Source organism: Paraburkholderia panacisoli (assembly GCF_008369935.1).
GTDB lineage: Bacteria > Pseudomonadota > Gammaproteobacteria > Burkholderiales > Burkholderiaceae > Paraburkholderia > Paraburkholderia panacisoli.
This window is the reverse complement of the sequence record NZ_VTUZ01000025.1, coordinates 37,949-59,185: the sequence shown is the minus strand read 5'-3', so window position 1 is coordinate 59,185 and position 21,237 is coordinate 37,949. Positions and strand designations below refer to the sequence as shown.

Genomic DNA, 21,237 nt, shown 5'->3' with positions numbered 1-21,237 from the left:
GCGGGATATGAGTGATACAGGACGGTCAAAAGTAGCGATTATCGGATCGGGAAACATTGGAACCGATCTGATGATGAAGGTGATGCGCTACGGTAAGAATCTTGAAGTAGCTGCTTTGGTGGGCATTGACGCGAAGTCGGACGGTCTCGCACGAGCCGAGCGGCTGGGCGTCGCGGCAATCTCCGACGGCATCGAGGGTCTTCTCGCCTGGCCAGGCATCGAGCAGATCAAGATTGTGTTTGATGCGACTTCGGCGGGCGCGCATGCCCGGCACAGTGAGCTGCTGGTCGCGCGAGGCATTAAGGTCATTGATCTTACGCCGGCCGCGATTGGGCCTTACGTCGTTCCAGTAGTTAATCTGGACGCGGAACTGGATGCACCGAACATCAACATGGTGACGTGCGGCGGCCAGGCAACGATCCCGATCGTTGCTGCGGTTTCGCAGGTGGCGAAGGTCAAATACGCCGAGATCATTGCTTCTATTGCAAGCAAGTCTGCAGGACCTGGGACCCGGGCAAACATTGACGAATTCACTGAGACGACCACTCGTGCAATCGAGAAGGTCGGTGGTGCGGAAAAAGGTAAGGCGATCATCGTCCTGAATCCGGCCGAGCCGCCTCTGATGATGCGGGATACGGTCTACACCCTTTCTGAGCCAGTGGATACCGCGCTGATTGAGCGGAGTGTCGCTGACATGGTCGCCAGGGTACAGGCGTATGTCCCCGGCTATCGGCTGAAGCAAAGCGTTCAGTTCGATCTTTATGACGACGCAAACCCTCTCAACGTTCCAGGGCTTGGAAAGGTCTCAGGTCTCAAGACGACGGTTCTTCTTGAAGTGGAAGGTGCGGCCCACTACCTGCCCGCGTACGCCGGTAACCTCGACATTATGACGAGCGCCGCCTTGATGTGCGCTGAACGTTTCGCAGAGTCGGCATTTGTCGTGTGAAGGAGAGGGTAATGAACCCGGTGGAAAAGAAACTGTACATCTCTGATGTGACCCTGCGAGACGGAAGTCATGCTGTGCGTCACCAATACAGCATCGAGAACGTCAAGGCGATCGCTGGTGCGCTGGATGTTGCGGGCGTGGATAGCATTGAGGTTGCGCACGGCGACGGTCTCGCTGGCTCCTCCTTCAACTATGGCTTCGGTGCTCACACTGATTCCGAATGGATTGCCGCAGTCGCGGAGGTTGTACGGCGCGCAAAGGTCGCTACGCTACTGCTGCCTGGTGTCGGTACCGTTCATCAACTGCGCGAAGCGTACGACGCCGGCGCGCGTGTAGTGCGCGTCGCGACGCACTGCACCGAAGCGGATATTTCGAAGCAGCATATTGAATATGCAGCCGAACTCGGCATGGACGCTGTCGGATTTCTGATGATGAGTCACATGGCTGAGCCCGCGAAGCTCGCTGAGCAAGCCAAGCTCATGGAATCCTACGGTGCAAGCTGCGTGTATGTCGTGGACTCGGGCGGTGCGCTGGATATGAATGCCATTCGCGAGCGGTTTCGGGCATTCAAGGACGTTCTGAAACCCGAAACGCAAACGGGAATTCACGCACATCACAACCTGAGTTTGGGTGTAGCCAACTCCATTGTCGCGGTGGAGGAGGGATGCGACCGCGTTGACGCGAGCCTGGCTGGCATGGGGGCCGGTGCTGGAAATGCGCCGCTCGAAGTTTTCATTGCCGCTGCGAGCCGTCTCAACTGGAACCACGGCTGTGACCTCTACCGACTGATGGACGCAGCGGACGACATCGTGAGGCCACTCCAGGATCGTCCGGTGCGGGTTGACCGCGAAACGTTGGCACTCGGCTATGCAGGTGTCTATTCAAGCTTCCTCAGGCATGCAGAGGTTGCAGCCAAGAAGTACGGGCTTTCGACGGTAGACATTCTTGTCGAACTGGGGCGCCGGCGGATGGTTGGTGGTCAGGAAGACATGATCGTCGACGTCGCGCTGGATCTGAAAAAGCGCGAGAGCCAAGTTCAGGCGGAAAAAGTGGCCTGAGGCAGGTCGAAGAACTTCTCCAAAACTATACGAGAGATGCTGACGGACTTAAGGTCCGTCAGCCAAGGAGCATGCGTTTCAACGACGCAGGAGGAGACATGAGAGCGGCGGATTTAATGAATGGCAATGGCATTTCGCGACTGCAGGTCGCGGTGCTCGTTTATTGCCTCCTTATTGTCACGATCGACGGATTCGATACAGCATCGGTTGGCTACCTAGCTTCCTCGCTGCGCGGGCAATGGTCCATGCAGACGGCGAGTATGGGAAAGATCTTCGGCGCCGGGATGCTGGGTTTGATGATTGGATGCTTCCTGTTTGGACCGGTAGCGGATCGCATCGGCCGCAAAAAGGTGCTGATTGCTTCTGTTGTTTTCTTCGGATGTGGCAGCGTAGCCTCGGGGTTCGCACAGTCACCTGAACAGATGGCCCTGCTGCGGTTGTTGACTGGACTCGGTCTCGGGGGGGCAATGCCAAACGTGATTACGCTGAGCTCGAATATAGCCCGGCCCGTTTTCGCTCCCTTCTTGTTACAGCCACTTTCTGCGGATTTACGCTGGGGTTCGCGGTTGGCGGCTGGATTGTGGCGTGGCTCCTTCCTCTCGCAGGCTGGCGAGGCATACTGGTTGCTGGCGGTCTGGCTCCACTAATACTTGTGCCATTCCTGGTCGTATACCTCCCAGAATCGCTCGACTATCTCCTCGCCAATGGGCGACGTGGCAGCGAAGTCCTGCGGATTGCAGAGAAACTCAATCCAGACATTACGGCCATCTACATCGAGGACAGCGCCGAACCTCGCTCATTGATTCCCGTGCGAGGCCTGCTTGCGCGCGACGTCAGGTCAGGAACAATTCTGCTGTGGCTAACCTACTTCTGTACATTGTCCGCGTTCTACCTTTTGTCAAGCTGGCTGCCCTTGGCACTAAAGGATTCCGGGTACTCTATTTCTGAAGCTGCCCGCCTTGGGGCAATGCTCCCACTTGGCGGAACAGTTGGCGCTGTTGTTATCGGCTATTTGATGGATAGACGCGATCCTTACATTGTGCTGGCTTGTTCATACGCCATTGCCGCCATTTCCCTTCTGCTTCTCGGTGGGAGCGTTCACCATTCCGCTCTTCTGCAATTTTCGGTCTTTGGCGCCGGTGTTGGCGTGGCCGGCTCCCAGACGGGAGCAAATGCGTTGACGGCGCGCTTCTATCGTAGCGAAGTACGTGCCACTGGTGTGAGTTGGGCGCTAGGAATGGGCCGCGTCGGTTCGATATGCGGGTCAATGGCAGGCGGCGTGATGTTGGTCGCTTTGGGAGACATGTCGACGGTGTTTGGAATGGTTGCAATTCCAGTTTCCATGGCGGCGGCGTTGATGCTCTTGATGAAAAGCGTTCAATCCCGTCGACTATCCGTCGCGGTACCGCCGTTGAAGCTAGAGATGACCGACCGTCCATGAGTTGGCCAGTGATTTTAGAAACGAAGAAGGTGCATTGCTATGAAAATAGGGATTCCTAAAGAAAGTAGGCAAGGTGAAGCACGCGTGGCAGCAACACCAGAGACTGTTAGAAAGATGAAGTTGCTCGGCTACGAAATTCTGGTCCAGCACGGAGCCGGAGATCGTTCGCATTTTCCTGACGCGGCTTACATGGACGCGGGTGCAGCGCTTGTAGACAGGGAGTCGACATTCGGCGCCGATCTTGTCTTGAAACTCTGGGCGCCGGACGACGAGGAACTTGGACTGCTTAAGGGCGGCACGGTGCTGATAGGCATGCTCGAGCCGTTCAACGCTGATCTGCGTCATAAGCTCGGCAGCGCTGGTTTGACGGCGTTTGCCCTCGAGTTGGTGCCGAGAACAACGAGAGCGCAAGCAATGGACGTTCTGTCGTCGCAAGCGAATATTGCTGGCTATCGTGCGATCACACTTGCCACCGGTTTGTATCAACGGTTCATGCCCATGCTTATGACGGCCGCAGGTACCGTCAAGGCTGCGCGCGTGCTGATCCTGGGCGCGGGTGTTGCTGGCCTTCAGGCGGTTGCGACGGCCAAACGCCTTGGCGCGGTCATCGAGGCATCCGACGTTCGGCCGGCGGCGCGCGAGCAGATTGAATCGCTTGGAGCCAAGTTTGTAGACGTGCCATTCGAGACCGACGAAGAGAGGCAAGCAGCAGAGGGCAAGGGCGGCTATGCGCAGCCCATGCCGGCGAGTTGGCTCGAGCGCCAGGCCCAGAAAGTCCGCGAGCGTGCGACCGCTGCCGATATTGTGATCTGCACTGCTTTCATACCCGGCAAACCGGCACCACTTCTTCTTGCAGAGAACGTTGTTTCCGAAATGAGGCCAGGGTCAGTAATCGTCGATCTCGCTGCCGGGCGAGGGCAGGCGGGTGGCGGCAACTGCGCGTTGAGCGTGGCTGACGAGACGGTGATCTGCCACGGTGTGAAGATCGCTGGACCGACGAATCTAGCTGCGTCAGTGGCCACCGACGCGTCGGCGCTTTACGCCAGAAACATGCTCGAGTTTGTCAGGAACCTGACAGCGAAAGACGGGAGTTTCGCGTTGAACATGGACGACGAAATCGTCGCGGCATCGCTAATCTGTCATCAAGGTGCGACGCCTCTTGCGGCGTAAGGAGAAGTCATGGAAGTCGTGAACCATACCATTACAAATTTGATTACGTTTGTTCTTGCGATCTACGTCGGGTATCACGTCGTGTGGACCGTCACCCCAGCACTACACACGCCTTTGATGGCTGTAACGAATGCCATCTCGGCAATCGTTGTCGTGGGCGCCATGCTGGCTGCCGGACTTACTGTTGGCATCGGTGCGAAAGCCTTTGGCGTGATTGCGGTCGCGCTTGCGTCGGTGAACGTCGCCGGAGGATTTCTCGTCACAAGACGGATGCTCGAGATGTTCAGGAAGAAAGAGGCCAAGGCTAGTGGTAAAGGGAGCAGAGCGGAATGAGCGCAAACGTATCAACACTTCTCTACCTGGTGGCGTCTGTCTGTTTCATCCAGGCATTAAAAGGTCTGTCTCATCCGAAAACTGCACGTCTCGGAAACATGTTTGGAATGACCGGCATGGCGATCGCTATCCTGACGACGGGGATTCTGATCGTACAGAGCGGTAGCAGCGCGATAGGCCTTGGCTTCCCGCTTGTCATTGTCGGTTTGCTCGCGGGAGGGGCAGTTGGCGCTCTGGTTGCGGCTCGTGTCGAAATGACCAAGATGCCGGAACTCGTCGCGGCAATGCACTCGCTTATCGGGCTCGCGGCAGTCTGTATCGCGTTTGCGATCGTGTCCGATCCCTCAGCATTCGGTATCTTGACCGTTGATAGAGAAATTCCGTACGGCAATCGCGTCGAACTCGCACTCGGATCGCTGGTGGGAGCGGTTACCTTCTCTGGCTCTGTTATCGCCTTTGGCAAGCTGTCGGGGCGTTACAAGTTTCGGCTATTTCAGGGCGCACCTATTCAGTACAAGGGCCAGCATTGGCTTAACCTGCTGTTGTTGCTTGCCATTTTGGCCTGCGGAGCTACGTTTGTGTGGACGCAGCACTGGTCGACCTTCCTTGTATTGTCATTGGCTGCTTTCGTACTCGGCGTGCTCATCATCATTCCGATCGGTGGCGCCGATATGCCAGTTGTGGTTTCGATGCTGAATTCGTACTCCGGCTGGGCTGCTGCTGGTATCGGATTCTCATTGAACAACCCCATGCTGATCGTGGCCGGCTCGCTGGTTGGTTCCTCGGGTGCAATCCTCTCGTACATCATGTGCCGGGCGATGAACCGGTCGTTCTTCAATGTGCTGCTCGGTGGTTTGGGTGGGGCGAGTGCCGTAACCGCAGGCTCTAGCCAGGGAGCGAACCGTTCGGTAAAGCAGGGGTCAGCGGACGACGCGGCTTTCATGTTGCAAAACGCTGAGTCCGTAATCATTGTTCCGGGCTACGGACTTGCAGTCGCCCGGGCGCAGCATGCACTCAAGGAGCTTACGGAAAAACTAGCTGGAAAGGGAATTGCGGTGAAGTACGCAATTCATCCTGTCGCTGGTCGCATGCCTGGCCATATGAACGTGTTGCTGGCCGAGGCAGAGGTTCCATATGAGCAGGTCCATGAGATGGAGGACATCAACCCCGACTTCGGTCAGACAGACGTGGTTCTGGTTCTTGGGGCAAACGACGTTGTTAACCCCGCAGCCAAGACGGATCCAGGTTCTCCAATCGCAGGTATGCCGATTCTGGATGCCTACAAATCACGATCAATCATTGTTAACAAGCGTTCGATGGCGGCTGGTTACGCGGGACTCGACAACGAACTGTTCTATTTGGATAAGACGATGATGGTTTTCGGAGACGCAAAGAAGGTGATCGAGGAACTCGTGAAGGCGGTCGACTAACACGAGTGGTGCGACCGGACGTCCAGAAAGGCTCGACAAGTGGCAGCGACTTGATGGAAGCGCGCACCAAGCGTCAGTGTGGCTAGTGCGAGCGAAAGCCTGTTGTTGACGATACCCTCGTAGGGAGCTTTGCTGTAGAACCCGTTACCAATATGGAGGTGCGAATGGCACACGATTACGCCAAGCGGTTTTTTGTGGCGATGTTGCTCCCCACGAAAGTGGATTTTTCGCTCGACGAGGATGGTATCCGGCGCTTTACTCGATATTTCCTGAACTCGCCCTTCGCAAGTCGAGGCGGATTGATCGTTAATCCCGAGGCGGGCGAAGTGTTCTACATGAGTGGGGAGGAAAAGCAACGCGCCATTGAGATTGTTCTGGAGGAAGTCGACCGAAAGCTTCCGGTATTCGCAGGCGTATATGCTCCCACCACTAGTGAACTTGTCGAGACAACGCGCGACGCAAAGGACCTAGGCGTCGATGGGATTTTCGTGATTCCGCCCGGTGGCGCGATGGACATCACCTATAACTGGGACCCGCTTCGCTATCCCGATGTATGGCTAGACCAGATCAAGGCTCAGGACCGGTCTGTCAATCTTCCCATTCTTACCCACCCGATTGGGCCGCCCTCTCCGAAGTACGGCATTGGTCTGCCAGCGGAAACGGCGGTGCATATCTGCAACGCGATACCGAATATCATCGGCTGGAAAATGACGTACTCGTATGACGGCTATCGGCGAATTGCCCGTGCCCTTCGAGACAGTCGTCCCGAGGTTGGGCTCATGGGAGCGGCAGCACATTTCTTTCATGAGAATCTTGCTTCTTCGCAGATGGACGGAACGGTGTGTGGTGCATGGTGTTACGCGCTGGAACCGATGCTCGCTCATATCGAAGCGTGGGAATCTGGAGACCTGCAAAAGGCTAACGCGATATGGGAAGGAGGGCTGCGACAGCTGCAGGAGTGGGTTTACGACGAATGGGGCCGACTGCATATCCGCTACCGTCTCGCAAGCTGGTTGCGAGGGTTGGTTGACAACCCATCAATGCGGCCTCCGCTTCCTTCGCCGACTCTGCTGGAGGTCACGACGTGCCTGGAATTGCTTCGTCGTGCTGGCTTGAATGTTCGCGACGACCTTGATATGCAACTCGTCCGGTTTGGATGGACAGTCGCTGCGTCAGGTCAGTGACGTAGACCTTCACACCGAGGAGACGCGCATGAGCAATATTCCCCTCGAGGAGCGCAGGGAAGCGATCCTGATGAAGCTGGAGTCGTCGGACACGGTGCGGTTCTATAGAAAAGCTCGATTGATGATGGGCGCCGCAACGTTCTTTGACGCGTTCGATATGTTGTCGATTGCGTATGCCATCCCCGTGCTCATGGAGGCCTGGCGCCTGTCACCACCCGAGGTCGGTGTACTCATCACCGCCGGCTTTGTCGGCCAGATTATCGGCGCGATCATGTTCGGCGCTGCCGCGGAACGGTTTGGACGAGTCAAAACCGCTAGCATAGCAATCGCCATTATGGCGATAGTCGGCATTGGCTGTGGATTTGCACAGTCTTACGTGGTTCTCTGCACTCTGCGATTCATTCAGGGAATTGCAATCGGCGGGCAGATACCTGTTGCGGCCACGTACATTAATGAAATCGCGGTAGGAAAAAAACGAGGCAAGACATTTCTATTGTATGAACTCAGCTTCGTGATCGGCCTGCTCGTGACCGCTTCTCTCGCTAGTTGGCTGGTCCCGCGCTTCGGTTGGCGACCACTCTTTTTCATTGGAGGCGTGCCGCTCATTTTATCCGTCGCGATGTGGCGCATTCTACCGGAAAGTCCCAGATGGCTTGTTTCCCGGGGGCAATATAAGGCGGCAGAGAATGCGATGCGAGTGATGACGGGCGCGAAGGGTTACTCTCACCGGGAGCGCCAGCCACGAGAGGAATTCTTTTGCACGCGAAACTCAAAGTCCGGCATAGGTTTGCTTGTGTCGCGCGTCTATCGCGGCAGGACAATTGTGGTTTGGGTAATCTGGGCCGTGACTGGCCTTGTCAACTATGGCGTAGTTAGCTGGCTCCCGACGCTCTACAGAAAGTACTACCATCTAAGCCTGTCTGATTCATTGTACGCTTCGCTTATTGCCAGCTTTTTTGGATTAGTCGCGTGCCTGCTTTGCGCCCTCTCTGTCGACGTTGTCGGTCGTCGGAACTGCTTTGTCGTTGCTTTTATGACGGCCGCGGCGGCTCTCGGATCGCTGTGGTGGCACGAGTCTACAAATATTGTGTTTGTTGTCGTCTGCGCGACAGTCGCATACGCAGCGCTGAATACCAACGCGTTGCTCGTCTATCTGTACACGCCGGAAATTTATCCCACTGAGGTGCGTGCGCTTGGAACGGGGGTCGCCAGTTCGATACTGCGAATCTGCGCAGCGCTAGGGCCAGTGATAATCGGAAACGTGTTACCGCACTTCGGTGTGTCGGCAGTGTTTTGCGCATTTTCCATAGTCGCGGTCTGCGGAGCGGTCGCTTCGGTATTCGCACTCGAGACAAAAGGGCAACGACTCGAAGACGTCGAAAGCCTTGGAGTATTCCAAACGAATAGTCTTGCTTTATCAGAAGAAAAGGATAGTTTTCGAAGCCAGCAGGCAAAGTATTGATTTACTGCGATGGACCGAGCGCCCCTTGCACTGAACCCAGCGCGGCGATCAATCTACGTTGGCTACTTCCTTGCGGGTTGCACGCCGTCAATGCGCAAGACAGGTTCATCGCATGCCACTAGTGGCGGTTGCTGATGCGCACCGGTCTTCTATAACTCGTTGCGATCAATTCTTACCACCTGGATCTGGTTGACTCATGTTCACACTACTGCGAGAAAAGGCATTCTACTCGTTAAGGTTGTACATCTCAGCCATCATGGCATTGGGCATAGCGTTCTGGCAGGATTTCGGATACCCCTATTGGTCGATGACTATCGTGTACGTGCTGATCCAGCCCTCCGGCGGACAAACGCGGCTGAAAGCTGGCCATCTGCTGATCGGTGCGCTTGCGGGTGCGGTAGTAGGCGTCATCTCTGCGGCAGTGTTTTCCACCTCCCAGGCCGCCCAATTGGTCGCGATGACGCTGTTTGTGATGGCAACCTCTTTGGGTTCGTTTAGAGAACGGAGACCACGCTACTACGCATACATGCTAAGCGGCGTCACTTGCCTTCTGGTAGCAATGCCTGGAATCGCTACACCCGATGTAGCATTCGATCGGGCGGTTGGGCGTGTTCAAGATGCGCTGCTAGCCGTATTTGCCTACTTGATCGTCGACGCGATGCTTTTCCCGCGCGGACAATCATCCAATGTGATGGCTGTGGCCGAACAATGGCTCACGGATTTGCGCGCAGCGACCGTGGGTGCGCTACGCGCGAAATCGGACGATCCGCGCATTCGTTCCGGCATCGTGCAGCGGGCAATCCAGCTTGTGCCGCTGACAGACGGCGCGTCGCAAGAAGGTCTCACAAATGCGTGGCGTTATCGTGTGCTTGTTGCCGTCCTCGAACGAGGAATGCGCATTTTGCCAGTGCTCTCTACGTTTGCAGATCTGGAGCGCGCGATAGGCGCATCTGCGAGGTTCCCCAAAAATCTCGCGCTACGAGAAGATCTTGCGCGCTGGATTGAAGCGGACTGTCCCGACGATACGCGTTCCGATGAATTGCAGCGACGCCTGCGGATTCGACCGGCATGGTCCGCGCCCTACGATATCGATGCGGCCTTCGAGTTGTGTTATCTGCGCTATCTGCGAGCGATCTATACAGGGTGGCGACGCATTCAACACGACTACCAGTTGAAGGAAAGTGACTCCGAAGCGATCCGGCGATTGCGGCATGAGGGACGCCCGATGCCCGCGACGATCGGTCAAGTCGATATCAATTTCGCGATACGGGGAGTGCTTTCGATCGGCCTATATGCGTTCCTGATGGGCATTCTTTGGAATGCCACGGGTTGGAATGCGTCGACGATGGCATTGTCGATGCTGATGGGTATCGCTTTCTGTGTGACGTCCGGAATGGCTGATGATCCCGTAATGGCGCTCGTTAACCCAGCGAAGATTTCCGGCATTGCGATGATAACGGTTGGTTTCTATATCCAGATCGTATTTCCATTGATCAACGATTTTTGGGAGTTGGCGCTTGCACTCTTCCCGGCGCTGTTCATGCTCGGTCTCGTCGTGCAGCAGCAAGGAGGGGTGTTGTTCGCGATCCTACCTATGGCGCTGCTTCGTATTGGCAATGGGCAAGCGGGTATCTCTATCGATGGTTTGCTGAACTCCATCATCGGACTTTATATTGGTATTGGCGTCGCGGTCATTGCTAAAACGTTGATCCAGCGTCCCGCCTTCGTCGATGTTGTACGCGGTCTGTTATGTCGCAATCGAAACCAATTGCGGGATATCGTCGACATACCCTTGGCAGGCGATATCAAACGTTTCTCGCTGGATGTCCTCGACAGATTCGCTTTTCTCGAGAGTCGAGCGACAAAGTTGGTGACGGCTATGCCGACTGTCCAAGCCAGTGCGCAGATGTTGCGTGAATTGCAAATTGGCAGGAGTGTTCATGTGCTGCACCGATGGGCAGGAGCGTCGTCCAACCGGAGTTCTGTGTTCGAACCCATCAGGTGCATGCTCGCGAATTCGCTGACATCCAAGATGGATCCGCTACGTCCATGGGTTACCAATTCGTTGAGCAGTCTGGTAGACGCAACGCTGCACACGTTGCTCGGAAGTAACACCTGCGACGCTGCTACGGCGCGCGCTCTAATTGAATTGCGCGTGGCGCTTGAAGAAATCAAGCAGCCGCGCGTCACTGCGAATCCGGTGCATCCATGAGTTCAGATCTCGATTTCTTCGGTGTTTTCCTTCCGCCGATGGTTCTGGTGGCGGCGGCTTCGTTTGTCATTTTACAAATCATGAAGCGACTCATGGTGGATTTTCACCTATATGGTTTCATCTCGCACCGGAACGTATTCGATATAGCGCTTTACTTCATCATCGTGGCCGGAATTTTGTTCACGCTTGGAGGTAAGACGATCCTCCCTCTATTCTTTTAGATTTGCTATACAAATAGCATTTTCAGTAGCCTGCACATATGAAGTCGATCCGACGCATCGCCAGTGCAAGCATCACGATCATCGCCATTGTCGTTGGGCTTTGTGCACTATGGTATATCTGGACATACTACGAACGCGATCCACGAACGCGCAATGGTCATGTCCGAGCGGACATTGTCGGGGTGACCACAGACGTGAGCGGATTAGTCACGGCAGTCAGTGTTGTCAGTGATCAAAAGGTTAAGAAAGGCGACCTGCTGTTCCAGGTCGACTCCGAACGTTTTATGATCGCGGTTCAGCGTGCGCAAGCGAATCTCGAAAGTGCACAAGCGACTCTCATCTATGCACGTCAGCAAGCAAACCGGAATCATCAACTGCGGGACCTTGTCTCCAGACAGAATATTGAACAGGCAGACAGTGCGCTGCGCACCGCGCGTGCGGAAGTCGACCAGGACCAGGCAGCGCTCGCATCCGCAGAACTGGATCTGCGTCGTTCTAGCGTCCGTGCACCAGTCAATGGGATTGTGACATACGTCGATTTGCGGCCGGGTGCCTATGCCACAGCCGGCAAAGGGCTGCTTGCTCTCGTCGACACAGATTCGTTGCGCATAGAGGGTTACTTTCAGGAAACGCAGTTGGAATATATCCACACAGGTGATCGTGCGGAAATTGCCGTCATGGGTTCGAATAAATCGCTATATGGTACAGTGACAAGCGTTACTAGCGCGGTCAATGATTCTGATACAAGTATTGGGAGCAATTTGCTTCCAAGCATCGCTCCAAATTTCGCTTGGGTGAGGCTCGCCCAGCGTATTCCAGTTCGGATCAGAATCGATTCAGATGCGGATACCAGAGGCCTGATTCCGGGGCGTTCAGCTAGCGTCGCGATCTTGAACAAGACTGATCGGCAGCGGTCGGTTGGTGCTGCCGCGTCGAAAGCGTTACCGGCGAGTGGACGATCATGATCCGTCCGGTTATCGTCCAGACGCATATCGTCGCGGTGGTGATTTGCGCATTACTTGCCGGTGGGTGTTCGCTATTTCACCCGATGGGCCCGGACTATACACGTCCCGCTCTGCAGGCGACATTCGACGCTTCTCGCAGTTCAGCGTTTTCGTTGGAATCGCCTCCCGATCGATGGTGGGAACTCTATCAGGACGCTTCGTTAAACGACTATATCGCGATTGCGCTACGCGAAAATCGTGATTTGCGTGCTGCCGCGTCGCGATTGTCGATCGCCCAATCGCTGCTTGACCAGGTCGCAGCTCAACAATTGCCGTCGACAGCGGTATCTGCGAGCCTCGAGCGCACTCGTAGCACGATTCCCGGTGAACTCGGTCTGCACGTTTACAACAGTGTCGCGGTCACACTTGGCGCATCGTATGAAATCGATCTGTTCGGGCGCATTCGACGATCCGTCGAAGCATCGCAGGCAAACGTCGAAGAACAGCAATACACGTTTGCGGCTACCCAGATCCAGATCGTTGCAAATACGCTAACGGCCTATCTTAACGTCTGCAACGCAAATGCCGCGTTGGTTGCAACGAAACGCACGATCAAGGTCGATAGAGACACGTACACTGCGACAAGGAGACTCGCAGATGGTGGCGAAACCAGTCAGCTTGATGTCACGCGGGCCCGCGCACAGCTTGAGTCCGACCAGGCGACTGTCCCCCCTCTTGAAGCACAACGCACCGCAGCGCTGTATGCGCTGGCGACGCTTCTGGGTCGACAACCTGACCAATATCCGCAGGAAGCATCGCAATGCACAAAGCCTCCAACACTTGAGCGGCCTATCCCCGCGGGAGATGGCCTTGCGCTGCTGCGGCGTCGGCCGGACGTTTTGGAGGCCGAACGAGCCTTGGCCTCGGCTACCGCAAATATTGGTGTCGCGGAGGCGAGCCTCTATCCGCAGATTACCGTCGGTCTGTCGATTGGAGGCGCCGCTTCTACTGTCCCGGATGCGCTACGCGCAGCATCCCGCACGTGGAGTGTTGGGCCACTTTTACAATGGACCTTTCCCAATCAGGTGATCGTTCGCGCACAACTGCGCGAAGCAGGCGCGAATGCCGATCTTGCAATGACCACGTATGAAAACGCGGTACTCACTGCGCTGAAAGAGGCGGAAACCACCTTGGACAGCTATGCGAGGGAACTCGACCACCTCGCTTTATTGCAACGCACGCGCGACAGCAATCAAACCGCATTTGATCAGGCAAACAACCTGTATCGGCGCGGTGCGACATCGTTCCTGGATCTTCTCTCCGCTCAGAAATCGTTGGCGCTGAGTGAACAGCAGCTTGTGGCGTCGGCTGGTTCCGTGGCTACAGATCAAGTGACTGTTTTTCTCGCGCTTGGCGGAGGATGGAATGATTACGCGCAGCGCGCAGCGGAACAAGCAAAAGCGGCTTTTGAACGCCGAACCAGCCAGTCCACATTGCAATAAACAGTCGGTTTTCGTCAGCAAACTTTTGAGGCATTGCCACAAAATTTGACATAATTAACATGATCACTTTTCGTGATGTAGGAGCAAAGTAGTGTCGTACTTAGGCAAGTTCAAATGTCCTCTTTTCCGTAAGCGGCCACCTGATGACGAGCTAACAATGATCGCACTAGCCGACACCGCGGGCCGCGACGACTCCTCTAAAGCGCGCTGTTCTTTGCAAGCAGTCCCGGTCGACATCGTGCCCGGCCGGCTGACGTAGCGCACGTTCAGTCTCTTAACGCCGCCGCAGACGGCGAGCTATTCGGCGGTCACGAATACAGTTCTCGATGTTCGCGTGGATCTGATCGATCACACTACCGGTATGCGCAACAGGATCCCGGTCGACGCGAGAGCGCTCGTTGAAAAGCGCAAGGTTACTGAGTCCGCGACCATGTTTATCTGGTAGAAGTGCATTGCGCATGGCGCCCAAAACCGGCGGTAGCCTATCCTGCCATCCCTTGTTCTCCGTGCATTTTTTGTGGCACAGAGTAAACGCCGTGCGCAGAGGTTGTCACCCTCGCGTAAACGCATGATCAGGCTTTGAAGAATGGCGTGCGTTGTTCTTGCGCAGACGATATGGCGTGAGGTTGCCGCCAGAGTCAAAGTGTTACACAAAACGATGAGTTAAAAATGTCTAAGCACTGCGCCATGAACTGCTGATCAGTGTCGAACCCGATGCGTCGAATGTGCGCGCTGCAGCGCGGTTGGCGCTCGTAAAAAGTGCGAATGGTTTGTCGGATAGATGCGCTGATCGATGCGTTTCTCGGGCCGTATAAAAAACCAAGTCGAGTGCCCAGGCTGTCAACGTTTTGCGCAGAGCAGACGAAGACTTGCGTGCGTTGAGATTCAGACGATGCACTGTCGCGTGAGCGTGGATCTCGTGGTTCAGTGCGGAGCACTGTGAGCGATTCCGGCGTCGAGGACTGGAATCCGCACGCGTACACGTGCGGCGACCGAAGCCAGAATCCCGCGTTAAGGCGATGGCGCCCGGCGCCAACGGCAAGCGCTAACCCGGTGTGCCTTGGTGCGTTGGAGAACGCGTGTCGCGTGTGCGCAACATGCGCAAAAAAATGCGTTGTTCTCCCACTTTCCTTTCACTTCCAGCTTGTTCCTGCGCTGGCAAGCCGTGCGCAAAAACCGTGTTGACGCATGCACAGGACGTGCGCACGATAGTGTCACGGCAATGCGCAGTGGATGCGCAGGAGGGTAACGATGCCTGTTGCGAAGGTCTATACGAAGTCGCAATGGGAGGCGTTTGCCCGCGCACTCGATGCGCTGCCAGAGAAGCCGGATACGGAACGTGGCGTGACGGTGCGCGATGCGATGAAGGACATGCGTGTGCGCGTGCGGACTGCGCAGTCGAAGGGCTATACGCTGGAACAGATCGCAGAGCAGGCTCGACAGCAGGGTCTTGACATCACGGCCGGGACGATTCGCTACGCACTGCGCTCGACCGGAAAGGGCAGTGGTGCAGGCAGTGTTGTACGACCCACACCAGGCGCACGTGCGACTGGTGCCGGGAAGGCGTCTACCGTGCAAACACGCGTGCAGGATGCTACGTCTCAGATGAAGCATGTTCGCAAGGATGGGGGAAAGACGGAGGCCAGACTGCAATCCGGGCCGGTGCAGGGCGCACTCGGATTCGCGATCCGGCCCGACACTGACGATCTATAGAGGAGTCGCGATGGATACGGCAGTCAATCCCATCTATCTTGTGGGCGGTGGCAAGGGCGGTGTTGGCAAGAGCCTTGTCGCGCTCGCTCTGGTCGATCATCTGCAACGGCGTGGCGTCAAACCCGTGCTGGTTGAGAACGACACGTCGAATCCTGACGTGATGAAAGCCGTGCAGGGCGAGATTGATTGCGCCGCGTTCGATCTGGACGAAGCGGACGGCTGGATCAATTTCGTGAACTACTGCGATGAACATCGCGACGCAGTCGTGGTGGTCAACACGGCGGCCCGGAACCAGGATGGCATCGCCCGCTACGGCGCGACGCTCGCCAGCACGCTTGGCGAACTCGGCAGGCGACTGGTCGTGTTCTGGGTGATCAACCGGCAGCGCGACAGTCTGGAACTGCTGCGCCAGTTCGGTGAAACCTTCCCGGACGCGGTGACACATGTCGTGCGCAATGGTCACTACGGTACGCCGGACAGGTTCGTGCTGTATCAGGACTCGAAAATCCGCAAGAGTGTCGAGGCGAGGGGCAAGTCGCTCGACTTTCCCGAACTCGCGGATCGCGTGGCGGACGATCTGCGCAGTCAGCGCCTGTCGGTGCGCAAGGCGGCGGAGTCGCTGCCCATCGGGCAACGCGCGGAACTGCTGCGCTGGCGGGCGCTCTATGACGCGATGTTTGCCGGGGTGACGGGCAATGCCTGAGCGGCGGGCGCGGCGCGGACGCCCTGTCGATCCGCTCGCCCGGCTCTTTTACGACGTGGCCGGGGAGAAGCCGGACGACGCGAGCCTGCTGCGCATGCGTCGGGTGTCGGTGGCCCTGAACCTGCGCGACAACGATGCGCTGTGGTCGGTGCTGGCGGTGCTCGAATACTATGCGCGGCTTTATGAGGCGATGCCGGAACGCATCCGGGAGGCAGGCAAGGGCAATCTGGATGCAGTGCAGGAGGAGGCGCGTGAGGCAACGGACGCGTTGATGGCGCAGCACCGTGACGCGCTCGCGCGGTGCAAGGCGACCATCGAACTCGCGGAACGCATGGCCGTTGAACACGAGACGAGGTATCGCGCGACGCTCGCGGCACTGAATGAACAGGCGTTGGTTGCACAGGTGGGGCGCGCTGCTGACCGGATTGCGCGCATCGCGGGAAACCGGGTTGTGGGCGCGGTAGCCGTTGCGGCGCGCGAGCACCGGCAGCAGCTCGCCGCAGCGGTAGCTCTGTTTGAACGGGAGATGAGCGAGGCGGCGGCGCGCGCCGCGAAGATCGACCAGATGGCAGCGCGACGGATAGCGAAGGCGTTCCGCGCACTGGTGGTCGGAGCGCTGATCGTGATTCTGCTCGCGGCGGCAGCGGGTGGGCTGGCGGGGCGCTACTCCGGTAGTCATACGATGCGGGCAGACGGTTCGCCGTCTGCCCGCACGGGTCATGCGTCGTCGGTGTCGCCTTTCATGAATGCGAGGGCATCATGAAGCGTGCGCGAGGTCGGCAGCGGTTGGGAAGGGCCACGGCGGCTGCGTGCCGGCTGGGGCAGGAGACTCGGTCACATCGCAAGCCGTGTTGTTGATGCCACTGTGATCGCTCCCGGGCTCGGCGGCACCGTCGTCGTCGTCCCCGGCGTTCCCGTCCTCGTCGTCGTCGGCTTCCCATGACGGTGTGACCGGGATTTCCGTATCGGTGAGGATTTCCGGGAGCCATGCGACCTTGGCCAGCCGCAATTCAGCGGCGGCAGCGGCATCGGCCTTCTTCATCTTTCCGAGGTCGGCGGCAACCTTTGGTGACACGGCGGCAGACACGACTTCCCCGATGCGCGCCTTGCTGACATGATCGAAATACGTGACGCGCGTTGGCATCCAGTACCGGGTCATATCCAGATTAAGCGCACCCGCGAGCGCGCTGATCGCCTGCGGCTTTTCCTCGCCCACGATGCCGTCGATCAGGGTACCGGTGCAGAAGGCGAGCAGGTCGAGCAGCGTCGTTCCCGGATCCTGTTTCACGAGCCACGGCAGCAGGTCGGCGCGTTTCGCGGGCAACTCGGCGGCCCACCGGGCGCGCTGTGCCTCAATCGTGTTCCATGCGGCGCTGGTGGGCAAGTCGTCCGCCGCGCGCAGCAGGCTGTCGTGATTGTTGTGGCCGGATAATGCCAGATAGTCAGGCGCGGACGTGTAACCGTAGTGCTCGGGCAGCGCTTGCGGAACGAGATGCCGCAACAGGGCTGCGAGCGCGACGGAGGGCTGCGCGACCATTTCGGCGTGGATGGCGACGGAGCGGTGGGCAGTGAGCCGCTGGCAGAGTTTCGCGCTGTGGACCGGTTTGATCCTCGGTACTGGAGTATCGCCGTGGTCCGCAGCTTCGGCCTGTGGCGTGCCGGTGACAGTCGCACCCGCCGCGTCCAGTGCCGCACTGTTCTCGCGCCGCACGAGACCGCGCTCGATGAGCAGCTTTCCCTGTGGATCGATGATCACGAACGCGCCCGCCTCGGCCATCTGCTGTGTATCCCAAACCAGGGCGCGGCTTTCGAGTGCGACGATCGTGGCGTTGACCCGTCCGATTTCGGCATCAAGGCGCTCAGCTTCCTCATAGGCATTTTCATCATCCTCGGAGAGCGCTTCCAGCTTCCCGGCCAGGTCGTCCTGTTGTGCGGTGAGCGTGTTCATCTCGCGCTGCTCGTCGTCCGTAAAGGGGCGCTGGATGGGGCGCAGCTTGCCGTAGCGGTTAAGCTCCAGCACGTCACGCTCGACGCGGGTTTCTGTCCAGCCCCAACCCTCGGCGCGCACTTCTTCTGCGGCTGCGTCGAGCTTCTGCGCGACGAGACGTTGCAGCAGTTCTGCATCGGCAATGTAGCCCGCATTTCCGTCGTCACTGAAGAGGTCACGGCGTACGTACCCGCCTGCCGTTTCGTAGGTGTCGAGGCCAATGAAGCGCACAAGGCGGCTGCGGCTCGCGTCGATTTCGGCTCGCGTGATCGCCTGTCGCAGATAGTTTGGCTGGCGCTGCCACTCATTCGCATCGAACCAGATGTGTTCCTGCGTTTCGTGGTTGTCCGCGAGGGCGAGTGCGGCAAGCTGGTCGAGCGTGATCGCGTCCTCCCGCAGCAGGGTCAACAGTTTTGGGGATACGTTGGCGAGCTTCATGCGCCGTTTGACCGTGAGCGGCGAGGCGGAAAAGAGCGCGGCGATGTAATCGACGCTTCGCCCTTCCTCGGCCAGCATCCGGTATGCGCGCAGCACGTCGAACGGATCGAGCCCTTCGCGCTCGGTATTTTCGATCAGGGAAATGGCGAGGGCTTCGCCTTCACTGACGATGCGCACGGGGACCGGGTAGTCGGCGGCGATGTCTTTCTGTTCGAACAGGAGGTCGAGGGCGGCCTCGCGGCGCTGACCGGCGCAGACGCCGTATTTGCGCTGCCTGCCGCGCGATCCCTTTATTTCGTGGACGACGAGATTTTGCAGCAGACCCTTTGCCCGAATATTGGCGGCGAGGCCGGGAATGCCCGACAGAGGTTTCGTGCGCGCATTGAGTGGCGAAGGCCGCAGGGTGGAATATGGCACGGTCACGATGGGCTGTTCGTTGCCGAAGTGGGTTTCGAGCGCGGCAGCCGGTTCGGCAGTGTCTTCCGTGGTGGTTTCGAATTGGGCTTGCATGACTGACTCCAGAAAGAAGAAAAGGAAGTTCCGGGTCGGGCACTACGGGATTCCGTCAGGACTCGACCCGGATAGGAGTCCTGAAAGAATATGAGAAAGGGTGAATTTCTCGCCCTTGTCGTGGCTACGCCTTCATCTGGCGCATTGCGTCCGCGAGCATCCAGAGGGCGCGGTTGAGCTTCACGTTCTGGTCGATGCCGGTGATTGGACGGGTGGACATCGAGCGACCCGTGCGCGAGCGTCCATGCAGGCCGCCTTTGGTGAGGTTTTCCTGGACGCGGTTAAAGACAGTCCAGAGGTCGTCGCGGCGATCCTCGAAGCGGCGCGGGGCGAGCAACTGGCTGTCGGTGACAGGGGCAGGTGCTTCGGCCTCGGTCGGGTCGTAGCGCAGCGCGAGGGCGGAGCGGGCGAATGCGTGCTGTTCGTCGCGGTCGAGTGTGACGGCACGCATGCCTTCCTTCTGCTCGCGGATCAGGTCGAAGCCGTCGAGCACGTCGAATGCACCGTTGATCACGTTCTGGACGATGTTGCCCTTGTGCGGGACGCGGATATCGGCGACGTTGTCACCTGCGACCATGCCGTTCTGGCAGACGAAGCGCAGCATGCCTGCGAGCATCTGGTAACTGCTGGTGCCATCGTGTGAGTTCAGCAGCACGATTTCGTTGGCTTCCTCGCCCGTAATCTGGTCGGCGTGACGAAGCCGAAGCATGTGTTTCGTGTACTCGCGACGGTCGTCGCGCCGCACGCGCGTCTGGCAGACCATAAAGGGTTGGAACCCCTCATTACGCAGGCCGCGCAGTACGTCGATGGTCGGAATGTAGGTGTAGCGTTCGGAGCGGCTTTCATGCTTGCCGTCCGCGAAGATGGACGGGGCAACGCGGCGAATCTGATCGTCTGAGAGGGGCGAGTCGGCGCGCAGCATTGGGGAGCCGTAACGGAAAGAAGAAGTGAGTTGCATGGCAATCTCCACAGTCAAGGTTGAGGACCTGAACCGGGCGACGGGATGTGACTTGCCGTTGCGGCTGGACACCTCCCGGTGGAACTCGGGGTTGGCTTTGCTGCCGCCAGGCTCCCGGGTTCACGCCCGTGCGACTTGAGGAGCCGATAGCGGGCAGGCGTCAAGGAAAAAGGCGAGGGAGGGGTGCGGGCAACACGGTCCCTCGCCCCTTGATGCCTGCCCGCTATCGGCTACGGTCGCGGGTCAAGGGCGGGGAGCTGGGAGTAGGGTGCATGCCATGCCTCGGGTTGACCGGGCAGGGGCATGGCTGGAAGACTGGAAGATGAGCGGGGTTGACTGCTGCGCCAAGGATTGATCCCCGACAGCGGTAAGACGCCGGACGTGTTCCGACGCGAAGCGCGAGAGCCCGGTCCCGGCAAGGGGCCTCGAGCGGGCGACGGCCAAACGCCTAGTGCCGCAACAGGGCGGCGGGCGGGACGCTATCAGCCCATAAATAACAACGGGGCCGTGTGGCCCCGTTGTTATTGCGTCGGCAGCAGGCCGTCCGGTGCCCCGGCCCCGGATGGCGGTGTCGAGCCTTCAGCCAGTTCTATCAACCCGCTCGTCTCGGATCTCGTTATCGCCGGACGAGTGCGGTTTGCGTCGAAAAACTTGGCAACGGATTGAACGTCGCCGACGGTAAAGGTCTCCGAGTTACTCGGATTGTTTCGCTGAGAGTTTTCGGTCAACTGCGCGGCGATGGCCGAGTCCGCGACGCCCTTTTTGCGCGCAGCTACGACGCGCGCCGCAGAATGCCCAGCGCGGTCAATCTGATCGCTCGTCAGCGTTTCCCAAATGTCGACGGCCTTATTGAGTTTCTTGCCCATGGAAAACCCCTTTCACGTGTGCTCGGCGTTCGAGCTTGCAGGCAAAGCCAATCAGCTAGGCGGTAACGTGCCGCTGTAGCCAGGCCCGACGATTTTACGCCTGCTAGCGACGCCGTGTCTTCAACCAAAATCGTTGATGGTGCGTGGTTGCTGTCGCCA

General features: G+C 58.0%; 18 protein-coding genes and 1 pseudogene. 16 read left to right on the top strand and 3 right to left on the bottom strand.

Features of this window, described 5'->3' with window-relative positions:
* The first annotated feature begins 7 nt into the window (after positions 1 to 7).
* From FVF58_RS30595 to FVF58_RS30520, 16 genes and pseudogenes are all read left to right on the top strand, one after another.
* Complete coding sequence (locus tag FVF58_RS30595) at positions 8 to 946, top strand: acetaldehyde dehydrogenase (acetylating) (protein ID WP_149673515.1); 939 nt, start codon at positions 8 to 10, stop codon at positions 944 to 946.
* A gap of 11 nt (positions 947 to 957) precedes the next feature.
* A complete protein-coding gene (dmpG, locus tag FVF58_RS30590) occupies positions 958 to 2,004 on the top strand; it encodes a 4-hydroxy-2-oxovalerate aldolase (protein WP_149673514.1) in 1,047 nt (348 codons plus the stop codon).
* A 71-nt stretch (positions 2,005 to 2,075) separates the two neighbouring features.
* Positions 2,076 to 2,698, top strand: a pseudogene (locus FVF58_RS30585) (MFS transporter); the annotation flags it as partial.
* Between the two features lie 114 nt (positions 2,699 to 2,812).
* The gene (locus FVF58_RS30580) at positions 2,813 to 3,445 is read left to right on the top strand and encodes an MFS transporter (RefSeq protein WP_425468984.1); all 633 of its coding nucleotides are present in this window, start codon (positions 2,813 to 2,815) and stop codon (positions 3,443 to 3,445) included.
* A gap of 39 nt (positions 3,446 to 3,484) precedes the next feature.
* Positions 3,485 to 4,615 carry a Re/Si-specific NAD(P)(+) transhydrogenase subunit alpha gene (locus FVF58_RS30575; protein ID WP_149673511.1) on the top strand — a complete coding sequence of 377 codons (1,131 nt, stop codon included), beginning with the start codon at positions 3,485 to 3,487 and terminating at the stop codon, positions 4,613 to 4,615.
* Between the two features lie 9 nt (positions 4,616 to 4,624).
* Positions 4,625 to 4,948 carry an NAD(P) transhydrogenase subunit alpha part 2 gene (locus FVF58_RS30570; protein WP_149673510.1) on the top strand — a complete coding sequence of 108 codons (324 nt, stop codon included), beginning with the start codon at positions 4,625 to 4,627 and terminating at the stop codon, positions 4,946 to 4,948.
* Positions 4,945 to 6,378 (top strand): NAD(P)(+) transhydrogenase (Re/Si-specific) subunit beta, encoded by a 1,434-nt coding sequence (locus tag FVF58_RS30565; protein ID WP_149673509.1) that lies wholly within the window; start codon positions 4,945 to 4,947, stop codon positions 6,376 to 6,378. The genes FVF58_RS30570 and FVF58_RS30565 overlap by 4 nt, the downstream gene beginning before the upstream one ends.
* Positions 6,379 to 6,542: 164 nt before the next feature.
* The gene (locus FVF58_RS30560; protein ID WP_149673508.1) at positions 6,543 to 7,562 is read left to right on the top strand and encodes a dihydrodipicolinate synthase family protein; all 1,020 of its coding nucleotides are present in this window, start codon (positions 6,543 to 6,545) and stop codon (positions 7,560 to 7,562) included.
* Positions 7,563 to 7,590: 28 nt separating this feature from the next.
* Positions 7,591 to 9,024, top strand: coding sequence for an MFS transporter (locus FVF58_RS30555; RefSeq protein ID WP_188130967.1), 1,434 nt, complete (start codon positions 7,591 to 7,593; stop codon positions 9,022 to 9,024).
* Positions 9,025 to 9,220: 196 nt separating this feature from the next.
* Positions 9,221 to 11,236, top strand: a complete 2,016-nt coding sequence (locus FVF58_RS30550; RefSeq protein ID WP_149673506.1) for an FUSC family protein — start codon at positions 9,221 to 9,223, stop codon at positions 11,234 to 11,236.
* On the top strand, positions 11,233 to 11,457 hold the full coding sequence (locus tag FVF58_RS30545) for a DUF1656 domain-containing protein (RefSeq protein ID WP_149673505.1): 225 nt from the start codon (positions 11,233 to 11,235) through the stop codon (positions 11,455 to 11,457). The genes FVF58_RS30550 and FVF58_RS30545 overlap by 4 nt, the downstream gene beginning before the upstream one ends.
* A gap of 38 nt (positions 11,458 to 11,495) precedes the next feature.
* Positions 11,496 to 12,422, top strand: coding sequence for an efflux RND transporter periplasmic adaptor subunit (locus FVF58_RS30540; RefSeq protein ID WP_149673504.1), 927 nt, complete (start codon positions 11,496 to 11,498; stop codon positions 12,420 to 12,422).
* Positions 12,419 to 13,903 (top strand): efflux transporter outer membrane subunit, encoded by a 1,485-nt coding sequence (locus FVF58_RS30535; protein ID WP_149673503.1) that lies wholly within the window; start codon positions 12,419 to 12,421, stop codon positions 13,901 to 13,903. Before FVF58_RS30540 ends, FVF58_RS30535 begins: the two co-directional genes overlap by 4 nt.
* A 1,251-nt stretch (positions 13,904 to 15,154) precedes the next feature.
* The gene (locus FVF58_RS30530) at positions 15,155 to 15,616 is read left to right on the top strand and encodes a hypothetical protein (protein WP_149673502.1); all 462 of its coding nucleotides are present in this window, start codon (positions 15,155 to 15,157) and stop codon (positions 15,614 to 15,616) included.
* Between the two features lie 10 nt (positions 15,617 to 15,626).
* Positions 15,627 to 16,319: a nucleotide-binding protein gene (locus FVF58_RS30525; RefSeq protein WP_149673501.1), complete on the top strand. Its 693-nt coding sequence runs from the start codon at positions 15,627 to 15,629 to the stop codon at positions 16,317 to 16,319.
* Positions 16,312 to 17,082: a hypothetical protein gene (locus FVF58_RS30520; RefSeq protein WP_149673500.1), complete on the top strand. Its 771-nt coding sequence runs from the start codon at positions 16,312 to 16,314 to the stop codon at positions 17,080 to 17,082. The genes FVF58_RS30525 and FVF58_RS30520 overlap by 8 nt, the downstream gene beginning before the upstream one ends.
* Here FVF58_RS30520 and FVF58_RS30515 read toward each other — a convergent pair.
* From FVF58_RS30515 to FVF58_RS30505, 3 genes are all read right to left on the bottom strand, one after another.
* Complete coding sequence (locus FVF58_RS30515) at positions 17,077 to 19,254, bottom strand: ParB/RepB/Spo0J family partition protein (RefSeq protein WP_149673499.1); 2,178 nt, start codon at positions 19,252 to 19,254, stop codon at positions 17,077 to 17,079. The genes FVF58_RS30520 and FVF58_RS30515 overlap by 6 nt on opposite strands.
* Positions 19,255 to 19,378: 124 nt before the next feature.
* The gene (locus tag FVF58_RS30510) at positions 19,379 to 20,212 is read right to left on the bottom strand and encodes a DUF932 domain-containing protein (protein ID WP_149673498.1); all 834 of its coding nucleotides are present in this window, start codon (positions 20,210 to 20,212) and stop codon (positions 19,379 to 19,381) included.
* A gap of 521 nt (positions 20,213 to 20,733) precedes the next feature.
* On the bottom strand, positions 20,734 to 21,078 hold the full coding sequence (locus FVF58_RS30505) for a hypothetical protein (protein WP_149673497.1): 345 nt from the start codon (positions 21,076 to 21,078) through the stop codon (positions 20,734 to 20,736).
* Positions 21,079 to 21,237 lie beyond the last annotated feature (159 nt).

What these genes read in the sequence shown, in the direction of transcription:
- FVF58_RS30595 (WP_149673515.1), top strand. Translation starts at nt 8, where the DNA reads ATGAGTGATACAGGACGGTCAAAAGTAGCGATTATCGGATCGGGAAAC.
- dmpG (WP_149673514.1), top strand. Translation starts at nt 958, where the DNA reads ATGAACCCGGTGGAAAAGAAACTGTACATCTCTGATGTGACCCTGCGA.
- FVF58_RS30575 (WP_149673511.1), top strand. Translation starts at nt 3,485, where the DNA reads ATGAAAATAGGGATTCCTAAAGAAAGTAGGCAAGGTGAAGCACGCGTG.
- FVF58_RS30570 (WP_149673510.1), top strand. Translation starts at nt 4,625, where the DNA reads ATGGAAGTCGTGAACCATACCATTACAAATTTGATTACGTTTGTTCTT.
- FVF58_RS30565 (WP_149673509.1), top strand. Translation starts at nt 4,945, where the DNA reads ATGAGCGCAAACGTATCAACACTTCTCTACCTGGTGGCGTCTGTCTGT.
- FVF58_RS30560 (WP_149673508.1), top strand. Translation starts at nt 6,543, where the DNA reads ATGGCACACGATTACGCCAAGCGGTTTTTTGTGGCGATGTTGCTCCCC.
- FVF58_RS30555 (WP_188130967.1), top strand. Translation starts at nt 7,591, where the DNA reads ATGAGCAATATTCCCCTCGAGGAGCGCAGGGAAGCGATCCTGATGAAG.
- FVF58_RS30550 (WP_149673506.1), top strand. Translation starts at nt 9,221, where the DNA reads ATGTTCACACTACTGCGAGAAAAGGCATTCTACTCGTTAAGGTTGTAC.
- FVF58_RS30545 (WP_149673505.1), top strand. Translation starts at nt 11,233, where the DNA reads ATGAGTTCAGATCTCGATTTCTTCGGTGTTTTCCTTCCGCCGATGGTT.
- FVF58_RS30540 (WP_149673504.1), top strand. Translation starts at nt 11,496, where the DNA reads ATGAAGTCGATCCGACGCATCGCCAGTGCAAGCATCACGATCATCGCC.
- FVF58_RS30535 (WP_149673503.1), top strand. Translation starts at nt 12,419, where the DNA reads ATGATCCGTCCGGTTATCGTCCAGACGCATATCGTCGCGGTGGTGATT.
- FVF58_RS30530 (WP_149673502.1), top strand. Translation starts at nt 15,155, where the DNA reads ATGCCTGTTGCGAAGGTCTATACGAAGTCGCAATGGGAGGCGTTTGCC.
- FVF58_RS30525 (WP_149673501.1), top strand. Translation starts at nt 15,627, where the DNA reads ATGGATACGGCAGTCAATCCCATCTATCTTGTGGGCGGTGGCAAGGGC.
- FVF58_RS30520 (WP_149673500.1), top strand. Translation starts at nt 16,312, where the DNA reads ATGCCTGAGCGGCGGGCGCGGCGCGGACGCCCTGTCGATCCGCTCGCC.
- FVF58_RS30515 (WP_149673499.1), bottom strand. Translation starts at nt 19,254, where the DNA reads ATGCAAGCCCAATTCGAAACCACCACGGAAGACACTGCCGAACCGGCT.
- FVF58_RS30510 (WP_149673498.1), bottom strand. Translation starts at nt 20,212, where the DNA reads ATGCAACTCACTTCTTCTTTCCGTTACGGCTCCCCAATGCTGCGCGCC.
- FVF58_RS30505 (WP_149673497.1), bottom strand. Translation starts at nt 21,078, where the DNA reads ATGGGCAAGAAACTCAATAAGGCCGTCGACATTTGGGAAACGCTGACG.